We start from the raw sequence: 16,412 nt of genomic DNA on the forward strand, positions 1-16,412 counted from the left end.
GATGCCTACTCCGGCCCGGCTAGACCGATCAGATGACCGGCCGGGTCCATGAAGTGTCCGACGACCAACTCCACGCCAGGGTTTTTCACTGGACCCATTCTGCGCGTACCGCCCAGGCTCTCGGCTTTCCGGAGTGCCGCCTCAACGTTGGGGACGCCGACGTAGAAGATTACGTGCCCTTCGTAGCCGGTCCCACCGCCAACTCCGCCAGGAATCCCGGTGCCGTCGTCTGTCGTATAGCGATTTATGAATCCGTAGTTCCCCGGCTCGGAAATAACACCGGCGACCGGCGCGCTCGTATCAAACTCCCAACCGAACAAACCACCGTAGAAATTCCAAAGCTTCGCTGGATCGCTTCCAGTGATCTCGAAATGCACGACCGGTTGTCCCACTTGCAGCCTCCCCTTCCTCAAGAGTGCGCAATTAAAAAGATTGAGCCCCCGGGACCACATACGGTAAGACTCAATCGCGAATCTGCGCAAGAGAGGACTCGAACCTCCACGAGATTGCTCCCGCTAGCCCCTCAAGCTAGTGCGTCTACCAATTCCGCCACTTGCGCACGGGGCTGGACCCGGTTTCGGGAGAGGTCCCGCCGCCGCCCTCCTGGGCGTCCTACCTCATGTTGGGATCGAGCGCGTCGCGCAGGCCGTCACCGATATAGTTGATGGCCAGCACCGTAACGAGGATGCAGAGGCCGGGAAAGACCGCCGCCCACCAGGCTTGCTGCAAATTGCTGGCGGCGTTTGCCAGCATATTACCCCAAGACGCGGTCGGCGGCTGAATCCCGAGGCCTAAAAACGAGAGCGTCGACTCCAGGATGATGACGCCGGCGACGTCGAGCGTCGCCTGAACGACGATCGGCGCGATGGCATTGGGGAGCAGATGACGAAAGATGATGCGCCCGTCGTTGTTGCCGACGGCGCGCGCGGCCTCTGCGAACTCGCGCTCGCGCAGGCTCAAGAACGAGGCTCGCACGAGACGCGCGACCGGCGGCCACGAGAGCGCGCCGATAATCACGACGATCACTCCGAAGCTTAAAGCCGCCTTCGAGGAGCTCGCCGCCACGATCGCCGTGAGGACCAGCAACAGCGGCAGTAGCGGAATCGAGAGAAAGACGTCGGTAAGGCGCATCAGCCCGTAGTCGACCCAGCCTCCGTAGTACCCGGCGATCGCGCCTAAGACCGTCCCGATCAGAATCTCCATGACCACGGCGAAGACGCCGACCGTAAGCGAAATGCGCGCGCCGAAGAGCAGGCGCGAGAGCAGGTCGCGCCCGACTTCATCGGTTCCCAGTGAGTGGCCCCAACAGGTCGCTTTGTCTTGAAAGCACGGCGGGAGCGGCGTGCCGTTCCAGTGCGGTATCGCGGCGGTCCCATTATCGATCGAGTTGGGATCGAAGGGCGAGATCTGGCCGGCGAAAACCGCGGCCAAAATCATCAGCAGCAGAACGACCGATCCCGCGATGGCCAGTTTGTGGCGGCGGAAGCGCGTCCAGAACGTGACCTTGCTAAAAGTTACTTCGTCTTCGGCAATCGGCTTGCCGGGCATCGGCAGCGTGGGTGCGGCCATGTTCTCGTCTCTTTCAGTCGTACTTCACGCGCGGATCGAGCCACGCGTAGACGACGTCGGCGAGCAGGTTGGAAAAGACGACGAAAAAGGCGACGAGCAGCAGATATCCCATTAGCAACGCGAGGTCGCTCTGCGTCAGCGCGTTGTAAAAGAGCCGGCCCATGCCTGGCCAGGCAAAGATCGTCTCGGTGACGATCGCGCCCGCGATAAGACCCGGCAACGAGAGTGCCGTCACGGTAACCACCGGAATCAGCGCATTCTTCAAGCCATGCTTAAAGAGAATCGTGCGGAACGGCAAGCCCTTCGCGGCGGCCGTGCGCATATAATCCGTGCCGAGCACTTCCAGCAGCGACGAGCGCATGAAACGGCTAAAGAGCGCAACCTGCAGCAGCGCCAGCACGATCGCCGGCAGCACGAGATGGACGAGCCGGTCGCCGAAATCGAAGTTGTCGCTGTTCGCCAGGCCCGCGGACGGCAGCTGAATTTCGTAGCCGCCGGGCAGCGGTATGCCGTGCACCGCGAACGCCAGCTGCATCATCAGCGCAAACCAGAAAACGGGCATCGACTGCCCGACGAACGCGAAGGTCGTGATCGCGTAGTCGAGCGCCGTGTAGCGATAGACGGCCGATAAAATCCCGGCCGTGATGCCGAAGCCAAGCGCCAGCAAGAGCGCCGCGGAGGTCAGCTCCAAGGTCGCGGGAAGGCGTTCGATCAGCGCTTGGAAGACCGGCTCCGAGTTGCTCGTCGAATAGCCCATGTCCCCGACCAAGACGTGCCCGAGCCACTTGATGTACTGAATCGGCACCGGCTGGTCGAGGCCGAGGTTGTGCTTGAGGCGCACGATGTCGGCCTGGGTGATGTGCGGGTTCTGCAGGTAGGGCGCCAGCGGGCCACCCGGCATGTTGTAAAGGATGCCGTAGAGGATGATCGAGATGGCCAGCAGCAGCGGAATCGATTGAAGAGTCCGGCGCACGACGTATGTGAACAATTTTGCGCCGCGTTATTCTGCCGTGAGACCGAGCATCCTTTGAGCCCGGTCCGGCATGGCGATATTGCGCCTCCACCCAGCGTCTTGCTCTTGCCGACGCCCTTCCCGGTCCGACGACGAGATCGAAGGAGCGCCTCTATCCGGCGTGCAGCGCCTTGAGTGCCGCAAAGACGATGCCCGTGAGCGCGAGCAGCGCGCCGCCGACGAAGGCGGCGTTGCGTTCGGCGTAACGTCCGAGGCTGCGCCCGATCAACAAGCCAAGCATCGTCGACACGACCGAGACGATCGCGATGACGATCAGCGAGACCGGAAGCGGCACGCCCACGTACAGAATCGAGAACCCGATCCCTAACGAGTCGAGGCTGATCGCGAGCGACGCCATCAGCAGCCCGGGGCCGCGCGACAGGTCGAACTGCGGGGCGCCGGCGGCGCTGCGACTCTCTTTTGCCATGTAGACGCCCAAAGCGATGAGTGCCGCAAATCCGATGTAGCCGGCGGCATCACCGATCAGCCGCCCCGCCAGCAGCCCGATCCCCGCGCCGAGCAGGTTCATCGATACCTCGGCGCAGGCAAAGGCGAGGCCGATGCGCAGGCGTCGCTGCGGCGTGACCCCACGGACGCCGACGCCGACGCTCACCGCGAAGACGTCCAGCGCGAGCGCCAGCGCGATCGCGAGGACCTTGAGAAACGCGGCGCTCATGAGAACGCTTTGCGCGACGGCTTGGTGAAGCTTCCTGCATGAGGCTGCGCTCGCCAGGTCCGCTCTTCGCGCTTGCCGCCCTGGCGCTGCTGGCCGCGCTCATCGCGCCGGTGCTCGCGGTCGTCGCCGCGATGCCGCCGCAGACGGCATTTTCGCTGGCCGGCGCGGCCGCGGGCGATGCAGCGCGGGTCTCGCTGGTCGCCTCGGCGGGCGCAACGCTGGTTGCGACGCTCCTGGGCGTTCCGGCGGGCTACTACCTGGCCCGCAGGCCGGCCCGCTGGCGCGCGGCCGCACTCTTCGCGCTCGCGCTCCCCCTCGCGTTCCCCCCGGTCGCCTCCGGACTGATGCTGCTCTACGCGCTCGGCACGAACTCGCCGGCCGGAGCGTGGCTTGCGCTTCACGGTCTGTCCGTACCCGATTCGCTGTTCGGCGTCGGCGTTGCCGAGTTCTTCGTCTCGGGTTCGTTCGTCGCGATCGCGGCGACGGCCGCATTCGGTGCGCTCGATCCGATCTACGCCGATGCCGCTCGCACGCTGGGATCGAGCGAATGGCGCATCTTCGCGCGCGTCGCGCTCCCGGCGGCGTCGGGAAGCATCGGCGCGGGTGTCGCCTTCGCGTGGCTGCGCGCGATCGGCGAATACGGAGCAACGAGTATCGTGGCGTATCATCCGACCTCGCTTCCGGTCGCGCTCTATGTGGCGCTTTCGGCATCCGGCGTGCGTGAGGCGCTCGCTCTCTGCTACGCGTTCGTCGTTCTGGCGGCGTTCGTGCTGGCCGTCGCCTGGCTTCTGCGCCGAGGCGTCGTGCACTAGTCCCCCGAACAAGCCGCGCCGTGTTCCAGAAGAAGTTCTATTTTATCGCGCGCCGCTTCGTTGCGGGCGAAACGATCGCCGAAGCGCTCGCGGTCGTTCGCGCGCTCAACGCCGAAGGCATGACCGCGACTCTGGATTTCCTCGGCGAAGACGTCCTGACGCGCGACGACGCGCTGCGCACGCGCGACACGTACTTCGAGATGCTCGATGCCATCGGCGAGAGCGGCGTCGCCTCGAACGTCTCGGTGAAGCTCACCGCGATGGGCCTGCTCTTCGACGAAGCCCTCGCCAAGCAAAACCTCATCGGCCTCGCCGAACACGCGCGGCGCAATCCCGATCCGTTCGTACGCATCGACATGGAGGGGTCGGCCGTCACCGATGCTACGCTGCGCGTCTTCCGCGAGACGTTCGCGGAGCACAAAAACGTCGGCGAAGTGCTGCAAGCCTATCTGAAGCGCACGCCGGCCGACGTCGACGAGGCAATCGAACGCCAGGCGCGCGTTCGCCTCTGCAAGGGCGCCTATAACGAGCCGCCCGAGATCGCCTTCAAACGAATGATCGACATTCGGGCCCAGTATCTCGATCTTGCGAAAAAGCTGTTGCTGCACGGCAACTATCCCGGCATCGCGACGCACGATCGCCGTTTGATTGCGGCGGTGAAAGAGTTCGTCGGAAGCGAGGGCATCGCACGCGACCGTTTCGAGTTTCAAATGCTCTACGGTTGCCGCCCCAGCGTGCAGCGGCAGATCGTCGCCGACGGCTATCGCCTGCGCATTTACGTGCCGTTCGGAACGCACTGGGCCGGCTATTTCTATCGCCGCGTGCTGGAGCGCCGCGAAAATGCGCTCTTTGCGGTCTCCTCGATCTTTTCGCGTTGAGAGCGGTCGTCCAGCGCGTTAGCGCAGCCAGAGTCCTCGTCGACGGGGCGATCGTCGGCGAAATCGCTGCCGGCTTGCTGGCCCTCGTGAGCGTTGGCCTCGACGATGACGAACGCGATGCCCGGTCTCTCGCCGAAAAGATCGTGGAACTAAGGATTTTCGCCGACGAAGCGGGGTTGATGAACCGTTCGCTGCGGGAGACGGGCGGCGCGCTTCTGGTCGTCTCTCAGTTCACTTTGCACGGCGACGTGCGGCGCGGAAGGCGCCCCTCGTTCGTCGCGGCGGCCCGGGAGCCGCAGGCGAGGCGCCTGTACGAGCTCGTTGGGAGCAGCGCCGCTTCCCTAAACGTCCCGGTTGCTTATGGGAAGTTTGGCGCCAAAATGACCGTCGAGCTGGTCAATGAGGGCCCCGTGACCATCCTAATTGATACGAAACGCGCCTTCTAAAGCAGGTAGGGGGATGCTCTTCAAAGGATTCTAACTTTTGTCTGCTCTCATTAAGCCCCAACCTGGGCGACAAACTTTTCGCCCCTCACTTGCGTTGTAGTAAATGGAAAGAGAGTGCCGCCCCTTCTTGGCGGCACCGATAACAGAAGGAAAAAAATGGCAGGGAATCAGGAACCAAAACGCACCGGCGGAATGTCCGTCCGAGAGGCCGGACAAAAGGGCGGAGAGACCGTCAAACACAAATACGGCGCCCAGTTCTACGAAGAGATCGGACGTAAAGGCGGCCTTGCGACGAAGCAAGCCCACGGCCACGAGTTCTACGAGCAGATCGGAAAAAAAGGTGGCAAAAAGGGTGGCGAAGCGACGCGTGATCGTTACGGTCCGGACTTCTACGAACGAATTGGCCAAAAAGGTGGACAGAAAGTCAAGCAGCTCATCGAAGAGGGCAAACGCGCAGCGAAAGCTCAGAAGCGCGCCAGCTAAGATCCAACGGCTCGGGTGGCGCCTGAGCCTTTACCTGCTCGCCCTGGTGATTGTCGGCGTCGGAACGGCGCAAGCGTATCCAATGCCTCTGCGGCCCGTCCCCAAACCGACCCCGAGCCCAACCGCTCCCCCAACCGGAAGCGTGTTGCCGTTGGATTCAACCCTCCTCTTCGTGCTCGACGATCCCATCTCGTCGAAATCGTCGAAAACCGGCCAACTCATTCGCGTTCATCTCAAGAACGCGATCGTGGTCAACGGTAGAAGCGTCGCACCGGCCGGAGCCCCGGCCGCGATCCGAATCGTCGACGTCTCGGCGGCCGATATCGCCGACACGTACGGATTCGTCGACATCTTCTTCGAGCCGCTTACGCTGCCCGACGGTCGTCAAGTGCCGTTACGCTCGCCGGTCGGCCGTCTCGAGCCGCACGTCACGTCGGGTCACGGTTCGACGGTCGCCGCTGAAGATACCGCGGGCGATATCTTCGTCCCGTACTACAGCCTCTGGCAGATATTCCGCCACGGCAAAAATTTCGTATTGGAGGCCGGCTCCGAAGTGCCGGCTCGCACCGACGCAACGATCTCGGTAACGCCCAACGGAGCGACCGCGATCGTTACGCCTCGTCCACTCGCGCAGAGTTCCGAGGTCCCCGACGCGACCTTTCCGGTACAGCCGCTTGTGACGCCGCTGCCGACGGTGCCGCCGGCTCCGCGCGTGACGCCGACTCCGCGCGCGACGCCGGCTCCGGAACCGACCGAAACGCCCACGCCTTGAGGAGCCTGTCGGGCTCCCAGGCCACGATGTTTTTTGCCTCACTTCTGGAAGAAGACGCCAGAAAGTGAGGTACCTTTGTTGATTCGCCTGACCTGTGCGCTCGCAATTCTCGCGCTGACGACGATTCCCGGATATGCTGCGACGCCGATGCCCTCGGCGGCCCCGTCTCTCTCGCCCGTGCCGCAGGGCACGGAGGTCGCCTTCGTCCAGCAGATACAAAAAGACTTGACGGCTCGTTTCCCGACGCCGGCCGACGCGGTCAACGCCGGCTACTTCCGCTATGGCAACGAGGATGAAGACGGCGCGATCAGCTACGCGAACCTGCAGTGGCAGAGCAGCGATCCAAAGCATCCCAGCCAGCTCTGGTACGACGTAAAAGGAAATCTGCTCGGCGCCGACTTCTCGGTGCTGCAAAGCGCCTCACCGCAGCCGCCAAAACTCTGGGGCGTAAGCTACCGCCGCTGGGTCTCGTTCCGCGAACACGTCCACTACGTCCTGATCGGCCCGAACGGCACCGAAGTCTACGGCGCGGTCAGCGCCGAGAAGTTCGCGCAAGCCCAGCACAGCAGTCCGGATAATCCCAAGCCGGAGACGCTGGTAACGATGGGCAAGGCCACGAGCGTCGCGGACGTAAAAAGAGTCTTCCTCTTCCCCTCGATTTGGGATCTCATCGTTTGGGTGAAGCCCAACCCGTTGGGCGCCTTCGCCGATAAAAACCCGAACGTCATCCCGAGCGCGAACGCCGAAAAACCCGATATGTAGGCTCGCGCGGAGCTCGTTCGCGGGGCTACTTCTTTTTGGGGACGCAGTAGGTCTGCGCCGCATTATAGGCCGTGTCTACGGCCTGATCTTCGCTTTTATCGATGACCGCGCGCTGCGGATAGTAATGCAGCCACTCCTTTGAGTCCCGCATCGCCGGCGCTTCGGTCATCTCGCGTTCGCTGAATCCGCCCATCGGCGGGTTCGCGCGCGAAATGTTGTAGTCGAGCATCGCGTGGTAGAGGTTCTCGAGATCGATCGCCAGCTGCCGCTGATGGTCGTAGACGGTCTGCAGCTGCCACGAAGCTTGCTGCACCGCAGCGGTCGCCTTGGGGTCGGTCGTTTGGGTCGCGCCTTCACGCAAAGCCTTGATGTTCGTCTGAATTCCTGCCAGCGAGTTGTTGAGCGTCACCTCCTGATGGTAGACGCTGTCGCGCACGTGCAGGAACTGCTGGACGTAGTTGGTCGTGTAGAAGAGCGCGTTGAGGTCGTCGAGCTGCACTCCGACCGTGTCGAGAACACGGTCGTTGGCCAGCATCGGCATCAATGCGCCGTTGAAGTGGTCCGCGAGGGAGTTGCAGTACGGCGAGGAGATCACGGTAATGATCGTCGGCAGCTCGCGCTCGTCGGGGCTAGGTGACGGTGATGGGTTCGCGGCGAGCAGCGCCGCGAACATTATCGGAAGTACCAAGTTATTCGTTCGTCCAGTAATCCTTGAGAGCTTTTCCTCGCGACGGATGGCGCAGTTTGCGCAGCGCCTTGGCTTCGATCTGCCGGATGCGTTCGCGCGTTACGCCGAACTCTTGTCCGACCTCCTCGAGCGTCCGCTGATGGCCGTCCTCCAGGCCGAAGCGCAGAACTAGTACCTTCCGTTCGCGCTCCGTAAGATTCTGCAAGACGTCCTGCATCTTCTCTTTGAGAAGCATTACAGATGCGGCCTCGGCGGGTGCCACCGCTTCTTGATCTTCAATGAAGTCGCCCAGGTGCGAGTCTTCCTCTTCCCCGATCGGCGTCTCCAGCGAGATCGGCTCCTGCGAGATCTTCATGACCTCACGCACCTTTTCGGGGGTCAGCGCCATCGATTCGGCGATCTCTTCGACCGACGGTTCGCGGCCGAGCTCTTGCAAGAGTTGCCGGGAAACCTTGATCAAGCGATTGATCGTCTCGACCATGTGCACGGGGATGCGAATCGTCCGTGCCTGGTCGGCAAGCGCACGCGTGATCGCTTGGCGGATCCACCACGTGGCATACGTCGAGAACTTGTAGCCCTTGCGGTAGTCGAACTTTTCGACCGCGCGGATCAGGCCGAGGTTGCCTTCTTGAATGAGGTCCAAAAAGAGCATCCCGCGCCCAACGTACTTCTTCGCGATCGAAACTACGAGCCGCAGGTTGGCTTCGGTCAGCTGGCGCTTCGCCTCCTCACCGGAGTCGATCACCCGCGAGTCCGCCTGTCCGTTCCGGCTCCCTTCGAGCTCCCCGGCCTCGATCCGCATTGCCAGCGACTTCTCTTGCTCCATGGAGAGCAGCGGGACGCGCCCGATCTCCTTGAGATACATGCGGACCGGGTCGTCAAGCGACAGACCGTCGGGGACGGTCGCCTCCACTTCCTCTTCACGCTCCGATTCGGGCTTCTCGTCTTTCTGCTCGTCGACGAGCTCGATCCCGGCGCCGGTGATCTCCTCGAAGAACTCGTCCAGCTGTTCTGGCGTGATCTCCTCGAGCACCTCGAACGTGCTGTTGATCTCTTCGTACGTCAGCGATCCTTGGGTCTTACCGCGCGCGATGAGCTTCTTCTTCAGCTCTTCCAGTGTCGCAGGCACTGCGGGCTCCGCTACGGGTGCCCCGCCCTTTTTACGTGGCATCTCTTTTTGTTTCACCTCCCATCTCTTTTGCTCCGTTTTTGGCAACGTTCACTACTTTTTTAGTTTGGCAACCAGCGCTTCGTATTCGGAACGGAGATCCTCCGAAACCGCTTCGCCGTTGACCCAACGACTGTCTATAATGTCCGATAACTCCCGATAGCGCTCCCGCTCGTTGTCGAGCCGGAGCCGTTCCACCACCCGTTCCAGGTGCGCGCGGCGCTCCTGCGTATCGCCGTACCTTACCGCCGAACTCCGGTCCCGTTGTCCGAGTTCGGCCAGTACGTCGAGAATCGCCTGATCCTCCGCAAAGAGTCCGAAGACGTCGGCCGTCGCGCGTAACGAGCCCGCCGAACCGACGATCCGTTCGTAGATTCGCCGGTACACCGCATTACGAAAGCGTGGTGCAGCGATGCGCTCGCCGTACTCTTCTGCAAGCGCCGGCTCCTCGAGCAGAATGCTCACGACCTCTCGTTCGAAGGAGAGCGGCTCGACGGCGGCGCTGGCATGACGGCTTTCCGGTAGCGTGTTCCGCGGATGTGGAGCGAAGTTCGCGCTATCGGAGAGGAACCGGCTGTTCCGGAGGTCGTCCACGCTCACCTGCAGGCGTCCCGCTACGTAAACGCGCCAGCGGTCCCATTCCTCACGGGGTACTAACCTTCGAATGAGCGCCTCCGCCTTCGGCGCCACGCGAGCCGGGGAGTCGAACCCAGCGCGCAGTCGCTCGACCTCCCCGTCGATCTTGAACGCAATGGCCGGCTTGGCAGCGTCCAGCAGGCGCCGGAACTCGGGCGCGCCGCGGGCACGAACGAAACTGTCGGGATCCTCTCCGGGGGGAAGCAAGGCGATACGCACCGAGGAGCCGGTGTTCTCGATGGCCTTAGACGCAATATCCACGGCTTTGGTTGCAGCCCCGCTTCCCGCCGCGTCGCCGTCGAAGCACAGGTAGACGTACTCGGCGTACTTCCGCAGCTCCGCCGCTTGCTCGGCGGTGAACGACGTCCCCAGCGCCGCGACGCTGTTTTCGAAACCGGCCTGGTGCAGCGCGATGCAATCGAGGTAGCCCTCGACGACGATCAGGGTCCCGTCGCTCTGCGCGGCGCGGCGCGCCAGGTTGAGCGCGTACAGGTGATGACCCTTCACGTAGACGGGCGTCGTCGACGTGTTCAGGTACTTCGGCTCGCCGTCGCCCAAAGCGCGCCCACCGAACGCGATCACCTCGCCGGTCGTCGAATACGTCGGTACCATCAACCGGTCGCGATAAAAGTCGTAATACCCGCGCTGGCCGGGCTTGATCAATCCCGCCTTCGCCGCGACCGTGAGGTCGACGCCGTTGCGCTCGAGCTCGGTCACGAGTCCGCTCCAGGTATCGGGCGAATAGCCGAGGCGAAAGCGCTCGACCGTCGCGGGCTCGATGCCGCGCTGCTCGAGATAGCGCCTCGCCGCTGCGCCCGTTTCGGCCGCCAGCGTGCGCGCAAAGTATTCCGCCGCGACGCGATTCGCTTCGTAAATCGCTTCGCGTTCGCTGCGCGCTCGGGTTTTGCGCGGGTCCTCGGGCTCCAGCTCGATGCCCGCCTTCGCGGCGAGCATTCGCACGGCGTCGCCGAACGACGCGTTTTCCAGCTTCTGCACGAACGTAATCAGGTCGCCGCCGGTCCCGCAGCCGAAGCACTTGAAAAATCCGCGATCGGGATGCACGTGAAACGACGGCGTATTCTCCGAGTGAAACGGACAGAGCCCGACCAGATCGTTGCCGCGCTTGCGGAGTTGCACGTACTGTCCGATAAAGCTCGCGATGTCGACGCGCTCGCGGATCTCGCGAAGGGCCCCCTGATCGTATTTCACTCGAACGATATTCCTGGGAACGGGAGTTCTGCGGTTCCCCCGCGTATTCCGTCGCGGCTGGAATGAAGCGCATCTTCGACCCGATTCACCATTTTATCGAGCTCTCCAGCGCCGAGGCGCGGCTCCTCGATCTTCCGATCATGCAGCGCCTGCGTCGCCTGCGCCAGCTGGGGCTGGCGTATCTTGCATTTCCGTCGGCCGAGCATTCGCGTTTCACGCACGCCCTTGGCGCGCTCGCGATCGGCGCACGCGCGTTCGAGGAGCTCGTCCGCCATGGCCGGCACTTCTTCGGCGACACACACGACGTCGCGTACCAGCGGCGCCTCGTCCGCGCCGCACTGCTCCTCCACGACATCGGCCACGGGCCCTTCAGCCACGGCTGCGAAGAGGTGCTCGGCGTTCGACACGAGCGGCGCACCGCCGATATGCTGGCCCTGCCCGACGTCGCCGCCGGCATCGCCGCGCTGGAGGTCGACGCCGCCGACGTGCTGAGCCTGATCGCCGGCGATCCCGCAACCCGCTATCCGGCCCTGCGAGAGCTGGTGAGCGGGCCGAATCTCGACGCCGACCGGATGGACTACCTGCAGCGGGACGCCTATTTTACCGGCGTCGCGACCGGCCGGTATGACGCCGAGCAGCTGATCGCATCGCTGCGTATCGTGCGGCATGAGGGGCGCGACGCCGTCGGAATCGACCGGCGCGGCGTCGTCGCGCTGGAGTCGTTCGTGATGGCGCGCTACATGATGTTTGCCTCGGTCTACTTCCATCACACGACGCGGATGTTCGAGCACGTCCTGCACGACGTACTGCGCGAGCTCTGGCCGGATCCGCGCGCCCTCGATCCAATCGAGGAGTTTTTGCGCTGGGACGATTTCCGCGTGCTCAACGCGCTCGACGACTCGCGCAGCGAAGCTGCGTATGCGCTGCGCAACCGGGTGCGCGTCTACGCGCTCGCCGCCGAGTTCAACGCCGAACGCGACCTGCAGGCCTTCGAGGCCTGCGAGCACGCGCTGCGCGAGCGCTTCGGCGGCGACAACGTCTGGGCCGACTCGCAGTCGCAGCTGCGCCACCGCCTGCCGTTGGGAATCGGCCAGCCCTTCACCGTCCTCGTTGACGGGCCGGGCGGCGCGATCGATGCGCGACAAGCCTCCGACGTCATCGCCAAGCTCAGCGGCAAAGCCTATTGGCGCAAGCTCTTCGTGCGCCGGGCTCCCGGGCACGAAGAGGCGATCCGCGACGCGCGGCGCCTCTGCGCCGAGATCACTTCGCGCGCAGCTGCTCTAGCGTAAGACGCCGATGGCCGACTGCGCGGCCGCGAGCCGGGCGATCGGAACGCGATACGGGGAGCACGAGACGTAGTCGAGCCCGAGCTGATCGCAGAACGCGACGCTGCTCGGTTCGCCGCCGTGCTCGCCGCAGATACCGATCTTGATGCCCTCGCGCACCGGTCGCGCAAGTTCGACCGCCTGGCGCATCAGGCCGCCGACGCCGCGCCGATCGAGCACCTGGAACGGGTCGTCTTTGAGAATCTTCTTATCGAGATAGACCGGAATGAACGAACCCTCGGCGTCGTCGCGGCTATAGCCGTACGTCGTCTGCGTCAGATCGTTGGTTCCGAACGAAAAGAATTCGGCACAGCCGGCAAGCTCGTCGGCGACGATGCAGGCCCGCGGCAGCTCGATCATCGTCCCGATATGATACGCCAGTGCCGTGCCGTGTACGGCAAGCACTTCGTCGGCGACCCGCTTGGCCGCGTCGCGCGTCACCTGCATCTCTTCTTTCGTTCCGACGCCGGGTATCATGATTTCCGGGCGAGCGTCGACGCCTTCCCGTTTTAGCTCGCACGCCGCTTCGAAGATCGCGCGCACCTGCATCTCATAGATCTCCGGAAAAACGATCCCTAGACGGCAGACGCGCAGGCCCAGCATCGGATTCTGCTCGTGCAGCTGCTGGACGCGGCGCAGGAGCGCCTCACGCTCGTGGTACTCGGGCGACTTCACGCCTTTGGTCAGCCGGATCTCGGTCGTCTCGACGAGCAGCTCCTCGAGAGAGGGCAGAAATTCGTGCAGCGGCGGGTCGAGCAGCCGGATCGTCACCGGCAATCCTTCCATCGCCGACAAGATGCCGTAGAAATCGTCGCGCTGAAAGGGCAAGAGCCGTTCGAGCGCCTTCTCCCGCTCCGTTTCACTCGTCGCAAGAATCATTTGGTGGACGATCGGCAGACGCGCTTGCTGCATGAACATGTGCTCGGTGCGGCACAGCCCGATTCCCTGCGCGCCCAGCTCGCGCGCCTTGGCCGCGTCCTCCGGCGTATCGGCGTTTGCCCATACCTGCATTCGCCGCAGCTCGTCCGCCCACGAAAGGAAGGTTGCGAGCCACTCCGGCAGGCGCGAGGGCGGCGGAATCAAGCGCAGCTCGCCCACGGCGACGTTGCCGGTCGTGCCGTCGATCGTGATCCAATCTCCCTCGCCCAGCTCGCTGCCGTTGAAGCTCGCGCGCTTGTGGTGCCGGTCGATGCGTACCGCTTCGCAACCGGCGACGCACGGCTTGCCCATCCCCCTCGCAACGACCGCCGCGTGCGAGGTCGCGCCGCCCTTTTGCGTGAGGATTCCCTCGGCGGCGATCATTCCGTGCACGTCGTCGGGATTGGTCTCGGTGCGAACCAAGATCGTCTTGCGCCCCTGCTCTTTCCACGCGACGGCGTCCTCGGCCGAAAAAACGATCTGCCCGGCCGCGGCTCCCGGCGAGGCGTTGAGGCCCTTGCACGCGACCTCAACGCTCTGATCCGGATCGATCCGTGCGTGAAAGAGCTGATCGAGCGACTGCGCGCTCACCATTCCGACGGCACGCCGCTTGTCGATCAAGCCCTCCCCGACCAGATCGCAGGCGATTTTGACGGCGGCCTCGGCGCTGCGTTTGGCATTGCGGGTCTGCAGCATGAAGAGCTTGCCGCGCTCGACGGTAAACTCGAGGTCCTGCATATCACGATAGTGGCGCTCGAGGCGTTCGGCGATCTTCTCGAACTGCGCGAAGACCTTCGGCTGACGGCGCGCGAGGTCGGAAATCTTCTCGGGCGTTCGTATGCCGGCGACGACGTCCTCGCCTTGAGCATTGCTGAGGTACTCACCGAAGAGCACGCGTTCGCCGGTGTTCGGGTTGCGCGTGAAAGCGACACCGGTCCCCGAGTCCTCGCCCATGTTTCCGAAGACCATCTCCATCACGTTGACGGCGGTGCCCCAATCGTCGGGAATCTTATTGTAGCGGCGGTAGTCGACGGCGCGCTTGGAATGCCAGGAGTCGAAGACCGCTTCGATCGCGGCGACGAGCTGCGCGTTGACCTCCTGGGGAAAGTTCTTGCCGTGTTCGCCGACAATCGCCTTGAAACGCGAGACGAGCCTCTTCCACGTAGCGGCGTCGAGCTCGGCATCGGTGCGCACGCCCGCGGCATTCCTCGCCTCCTCGATCAGCTCTTCGAAGTGGTCCTTCGGTATGCCGAGGACGACGTTGGAGAACATCATAATGAAGCGCCGGTAGGCGTCCCACGCGAAGCGCTCGTTGTTGGTGAGCCGCGCCAGGCCTTCGACGGTTTCGTCGTTGAGCCCGAGATTGAGAATCGTATCCATCATGCCCGGCATCGAGACGCGCGCGCCGCTGCGCACGGAGACGAGCAGCGGGTTTTCGATCGAGCCGAACCCCTTGCCGGTTCGCTTTTGCAGCTCGGCCATCGCCGCGTCAATCTCGGCCTGCAAGCCGTGCGGAAAATGCCGTCCGGAGTCGTAGAAGCTCAGACACGCTTCGGTTGTGATCGTAAAGCCCGAGGGAACGGGCAAGCCGGCCGCGGTCATCTCTGCGAGCCCCGCCCCCTTGCCGCCGAGCATGTTGCGCTCGGCGTTGGGGTCGGACTGCGACGCCAGCACGCGCCCTTCGTCGAAGAAGTAGACGAACTTACTCATTGGAGAGACGATCCCGTAGATAGGCCTCGAGCGCCTCGCCCGGCACGCGCTCCTGTGCCATCGAATCCCGCGAGCGCACGGTCACGCTGCCGTCGCCGAGCGTTTCGTAGTCGACGGTGATGCAGAACGGCGTGCCGATTTCGTCCTGGCGGCGATAGAGCTGGCCGATGTTGCCCTCGTCGTACTGCGTTCGCAGCTTGCGGCGCAACGCCGCTTCGATCGTCGTTGCGCGCTCGACGAGCTCCGGCTTGTTGCGGGCCAGCGAAAAGACCGCCGCCTGCACGGGCGCGATGAACGGATGAAAGCGCAGCACGGTGCGTTCCGTCTCCTTGCCGTTGGGATCGACGCTGCGCTCACGCTCGTAGGCGTCGATGAGGAAGGTCAGCGTCGTTCGGTCCATACCCGCAGAGCTTTCAATGAGCAGCGGCGTGTAGTGCGTCTTGCTCGCTTCATCGAAGAAACGCAGATCCTTGCCCGAAAGCCTCATGTGCGCGTCGAGATCGTACGTGCCGCGATGCGCGATCGATTCGAGCTCCCCCCAACCCCACGGAAAGAGGTACTCGACGTCGATGCCGGCCTTGGCGTAGTGCGGGCGCTCGGCGTCGGTCAGCTCGTAGAAGCGCAACCGGTCCGAGGCGATGCCGTAGCTCGCGTACCATTCCTTGCGGCGGTCGACCCACGCGCGAAAGACCTCCAGATCGTGGCCGTCGTCGGGAACGAAATACTCGAGCTCGGCCTGCTCGAACTCGCGCACGCGAAACGTGAAATTACCCGGCGTAATTTCGTTGCGAAACGACTTGCCGATTTGCGCCACGCCGAAGGGCGGGCGCTTGCGCGCGCTCTGATAAATGTTCTTGAAGTTGACGAAAATGCCCTGAGCCGTCTCCGGGCGCAGATATGCGACGGCCGACGTGTCCTCCATCGGCCCAACGGTAGTGCGCATCATCAGATTGAAGTTGCGCGGCTCGGTAAACGAGTCTTTGCTGCCGCAGTCCGGGCACTGCGACCGGTCCTTGAGGTGATCGGCGCGAAAGCGGTGCTTGCAGACCTTGCAGTCGACCATGACGTCGTGAAAAGCATCGATGTGTCCCGAGGCCTTCCAGACCATCGGATGCATGATGATCGACGAATCGAAGGGCACGACGTCGTTGCGCAGCTCGACGGTGTCGCGCCACCAGGCCCGTTTGACGTTGCGCTTGAGCACGGTTCCCAGCGGTCCGTAGTCCCAGAAACCGTTGATGCCCCCATAGATCTCGCTGGATTGAAAGATAAAGCCGCGCCGCTTCGCAAGCGCGGTAACCTCTTCCATCGTCACGCGGCGAGGCGATGCAGCAGTCTCCACTTGGGC

At 63.6% G+C, this 16,412-nt stretch carries 16 protein-coding genes and 1 tRNA gene; 7 read left to right on the forward strand and 10 right to left on the reverse strand.

Features of this window, described 5'->3' with window-relative positions:
* Nucleotides 1–5: 5 nt before the first annotated feature.
* The 5 genes from VGG51_02640 to VGG51_02660 all read right to left on the reverse strand — a co-directional run bounded on the left by VGG51_02640 (nt 6) and on the right by VGG51_02660 (nt 3,257).
* Nucleotides 6–392 carry a VOC family protein gene (locus VGG51_02640; protein HEY1881924.1) on the reverse strand — a complete coding sequence of 129 codons (387 nt, stop codon included), beginning with the start codon at nt 390–392 and terminating at the stop codon, nt 6–8.
* Between the two features lie 83 nt (nt 393–475).
* A tRNA-Leu gene (locus VGG51_02645) sits at nt 476–559 on the reverse strand.
* A 53-nt stretch (nt 560–612) separates the two neighbouring features.
* Nucleotides 613–1,569: an ABC transporter permease gene (locus tag VGG51_02650; protein ID HEY1881925.1), complete on the reverse strand. Its 957-nt coding sequence runs from the start codon at nt 1,567–1,569 to the stop codon at nt 613–615.
* A gap of 13 nt (nt 1,570–1,582) precedes the next feature.
* Nucleotides 1,583–2,542 carry an ABC transporter permease gene (locus tag VGG51_02655; GenBank protein ID HEY1881926.1) on the reverse strand — a complete coding sequence of 320 codons (960 nt, stop codon included), beginning with the start codon at nt 2,540–2,542 and terminating at the stop codon, nt 1,583–1,585.
* 151 nt (nt 2,543–2,693) lie between these two features.
* Nucleotides 2,694–3,257 carry a manganese efflux pump gene (locus tag VGG51_02660; protein HEY1881927.1) on the reverse strand — a complete coding sequence of 188 codons (564 nt, stop codon included), beginning with the start codon at nt 3,255–3,257 and terminating at the stop codon, nt 2,694–2,696.
* Between the two features lie 38 nt (nt 3,258–3,295).
* Between VGG51_02660 and VGG51_02665 the strand changes: the two genes are divergently transcribed.
* The 6 genes from VGG51_02665 to VGG51_02690 all read left to right on the forward strand — a co-directional run bounded on the left by VGG51_02665 (nt 3,296) and on the right by VGG51_02690 (nt 7,410).
* Complete coding sequence (locus VGG51_02665) at nt 3,296–4,069, forward strand: ABC transporter permease subunit (GenBank protein ID HEY1881928.1); 774 nt, start codon at nt 3,296–3,298, stop codon at nt 4,067–4,069.
* A 20-nt stretch (nt 4,070–4,089) separates the two neighbouring features.
* A complete protein-coding gene (locus VGG51_02670) occupies nt 4,090–4,947 on the forward strand; it encodes a proline dehydrogenase family protein (GenBank protein HEY1881929.1) in 858 nt (285 codons plus the stop codon).
* On the forward strand, nt 4,944–5,393 hold the full coding sequence (dtd, locus tag VGG51_02675) for a D-aminoacyl-tRNA deacylase (GenBank protein HEY1881930.1): 450 nt from the start codon (nt 4,944–4,946) through the stop codon (nt 5,391–5,393). The genes VGG51_02670 and dtd overlap by 4 nt, the downstream gene beginning before the upstream one ends.
* 114 nt (nt 5,394–5,507) lie before the next feature.
* On the forward strand, nt 5,508–5,876 hold the full coding sequence (locus VGG51_02680) for a hypothetical protein (GenBank protein HEY1881931.1): 369 nt from the start codon (nt 5,508–5,510) through the stop codon (nt 5,874–5,876).
* A 151-nt stretch (nt 5,877–6,027) separates the two neighbouring features.
* The gene (locus VGG51_02685) at nt 6,028–6,648 is read left to right on the forward strand and encodes a hypothetical protein (GenBank protein ID HEY1881932.1); all 621 of its coding nucleotides are present in this window, start codon (nt 6,028–6,030) and stop codon (nt 6,646–6,648) included.
* Nucleotides 6,649–6,726: 78 nt separating this feature from the next.
* A complete protein-coding gene (locus VGG51_02690; GenBank protein ID HEY1881933.1) occupies nt 6,727–7,410 on the forward strand; it encodes a hypothetical protein in 684 nt (227 codons plus the stop codon).
* A gap of 25 nt (nt 7,411–7,435) precedes the next feature.
* On the opposite strand, the gene VGG51_02695 is transcribed toward VGG51_02690, so the two are convergent.
* The 3 genes from VGG51_02695 to dnaG all read right to left on the reverse strand — a co-directional run bounded on the left by VGG51_02695 (nt 7,436) and on the right by dnaG (nt 11,111).
* The gene (locus tag VGG51_02695) at nt 7,436–8,098 is read right to left on the reverse strand and encodes a hypothetical protein (protein ID HEY1881934.1); all 663 of its coding nucleotides are present in this window, start codon (nt 8,096–8,098) and stop codon (nt 7,436–7,438) included.
* Nucleotide 8,099: 1 nt separating this feature from the next.
* Complete coding sequence (rpoD, locus tag VGG51_02700) at nt 8,100–9,227, reverse strand: RNA polymerase sigma factor RpoD (GenBank protein ID HEY1881935.1); 1,128 nt, start codon at nt 9,225–9,227, stop codon at nt 8,100–8,102.
* A gap of 93 nt (nt 9,228–9,320) precedes the next feature.
* A complete protein-coding gene (gene dnaG / locus VGG51_02705) occupies nt 9,321–11,111 on the reverse strand; it encodes a DNA primase (protein HEY1881936.1) in 1,791 nt (596 codons plus the stop codon).
* A 62-nt stretch (nt 11,112–11,173) separates the two neighbouring features.
* Between dnaG and VGG51_02710 the strand changes: the two genes are divergently transcribed.
* A complete protein-coding gene (locus tag VGG51_02710; protein HEY1881937.1) occupies nt 11,174–12,400 on the forward strand; it encodes an HD domain-containing protein in 1,227 nt (408 codons plus the stop codon).
* Here VGG51_02710 and ppdK read toward each other — a convergent pair.
* Together ppdK and VGG51_02720 are read right to left on the reverse strand one after the other, a co-directional pair.
* Nucleotides 12,392–15,064 (reverse strand): pyruvate, phosphate dikinase, encoded by a 2,673-nt coding sequence (ppdK, locus tag VGG51_02715; GenBank protein HEY1881938.1) that lies wholly within the window; start codon nt 15,062–15,064, stop codon nt 12,392–12,394. The two genes, VGG51_02710 and ppdK, sit on opposite strands and share 9 nt — an antisense overlap.
* Nucleotides 15,057–16,406, reverse strand: coding sequence for a glycine--tRNA ligase (locus VGG51_02720; GenBank protein HEY1881939.1), 1,350 nt, complete (start codon nt 16,404–16,406; stop codon nt 15,057–15,059). Before VGG51_02720 ends, ppdK begins: the two co-directional genes overlap by 8 nt.
* Nucleotides 16,407–16,412: the final 6 nt, after the last annotated feature.

The organism is Candidatus Cybelea sp. (assembly GCA_036489315.1).
GTDB lineage: Bacteria > Vulcanimicrobiota > Vulcanimicrobiia > Vulcanimicrobiales > Vulcanimicrobiaceae > Cybelea.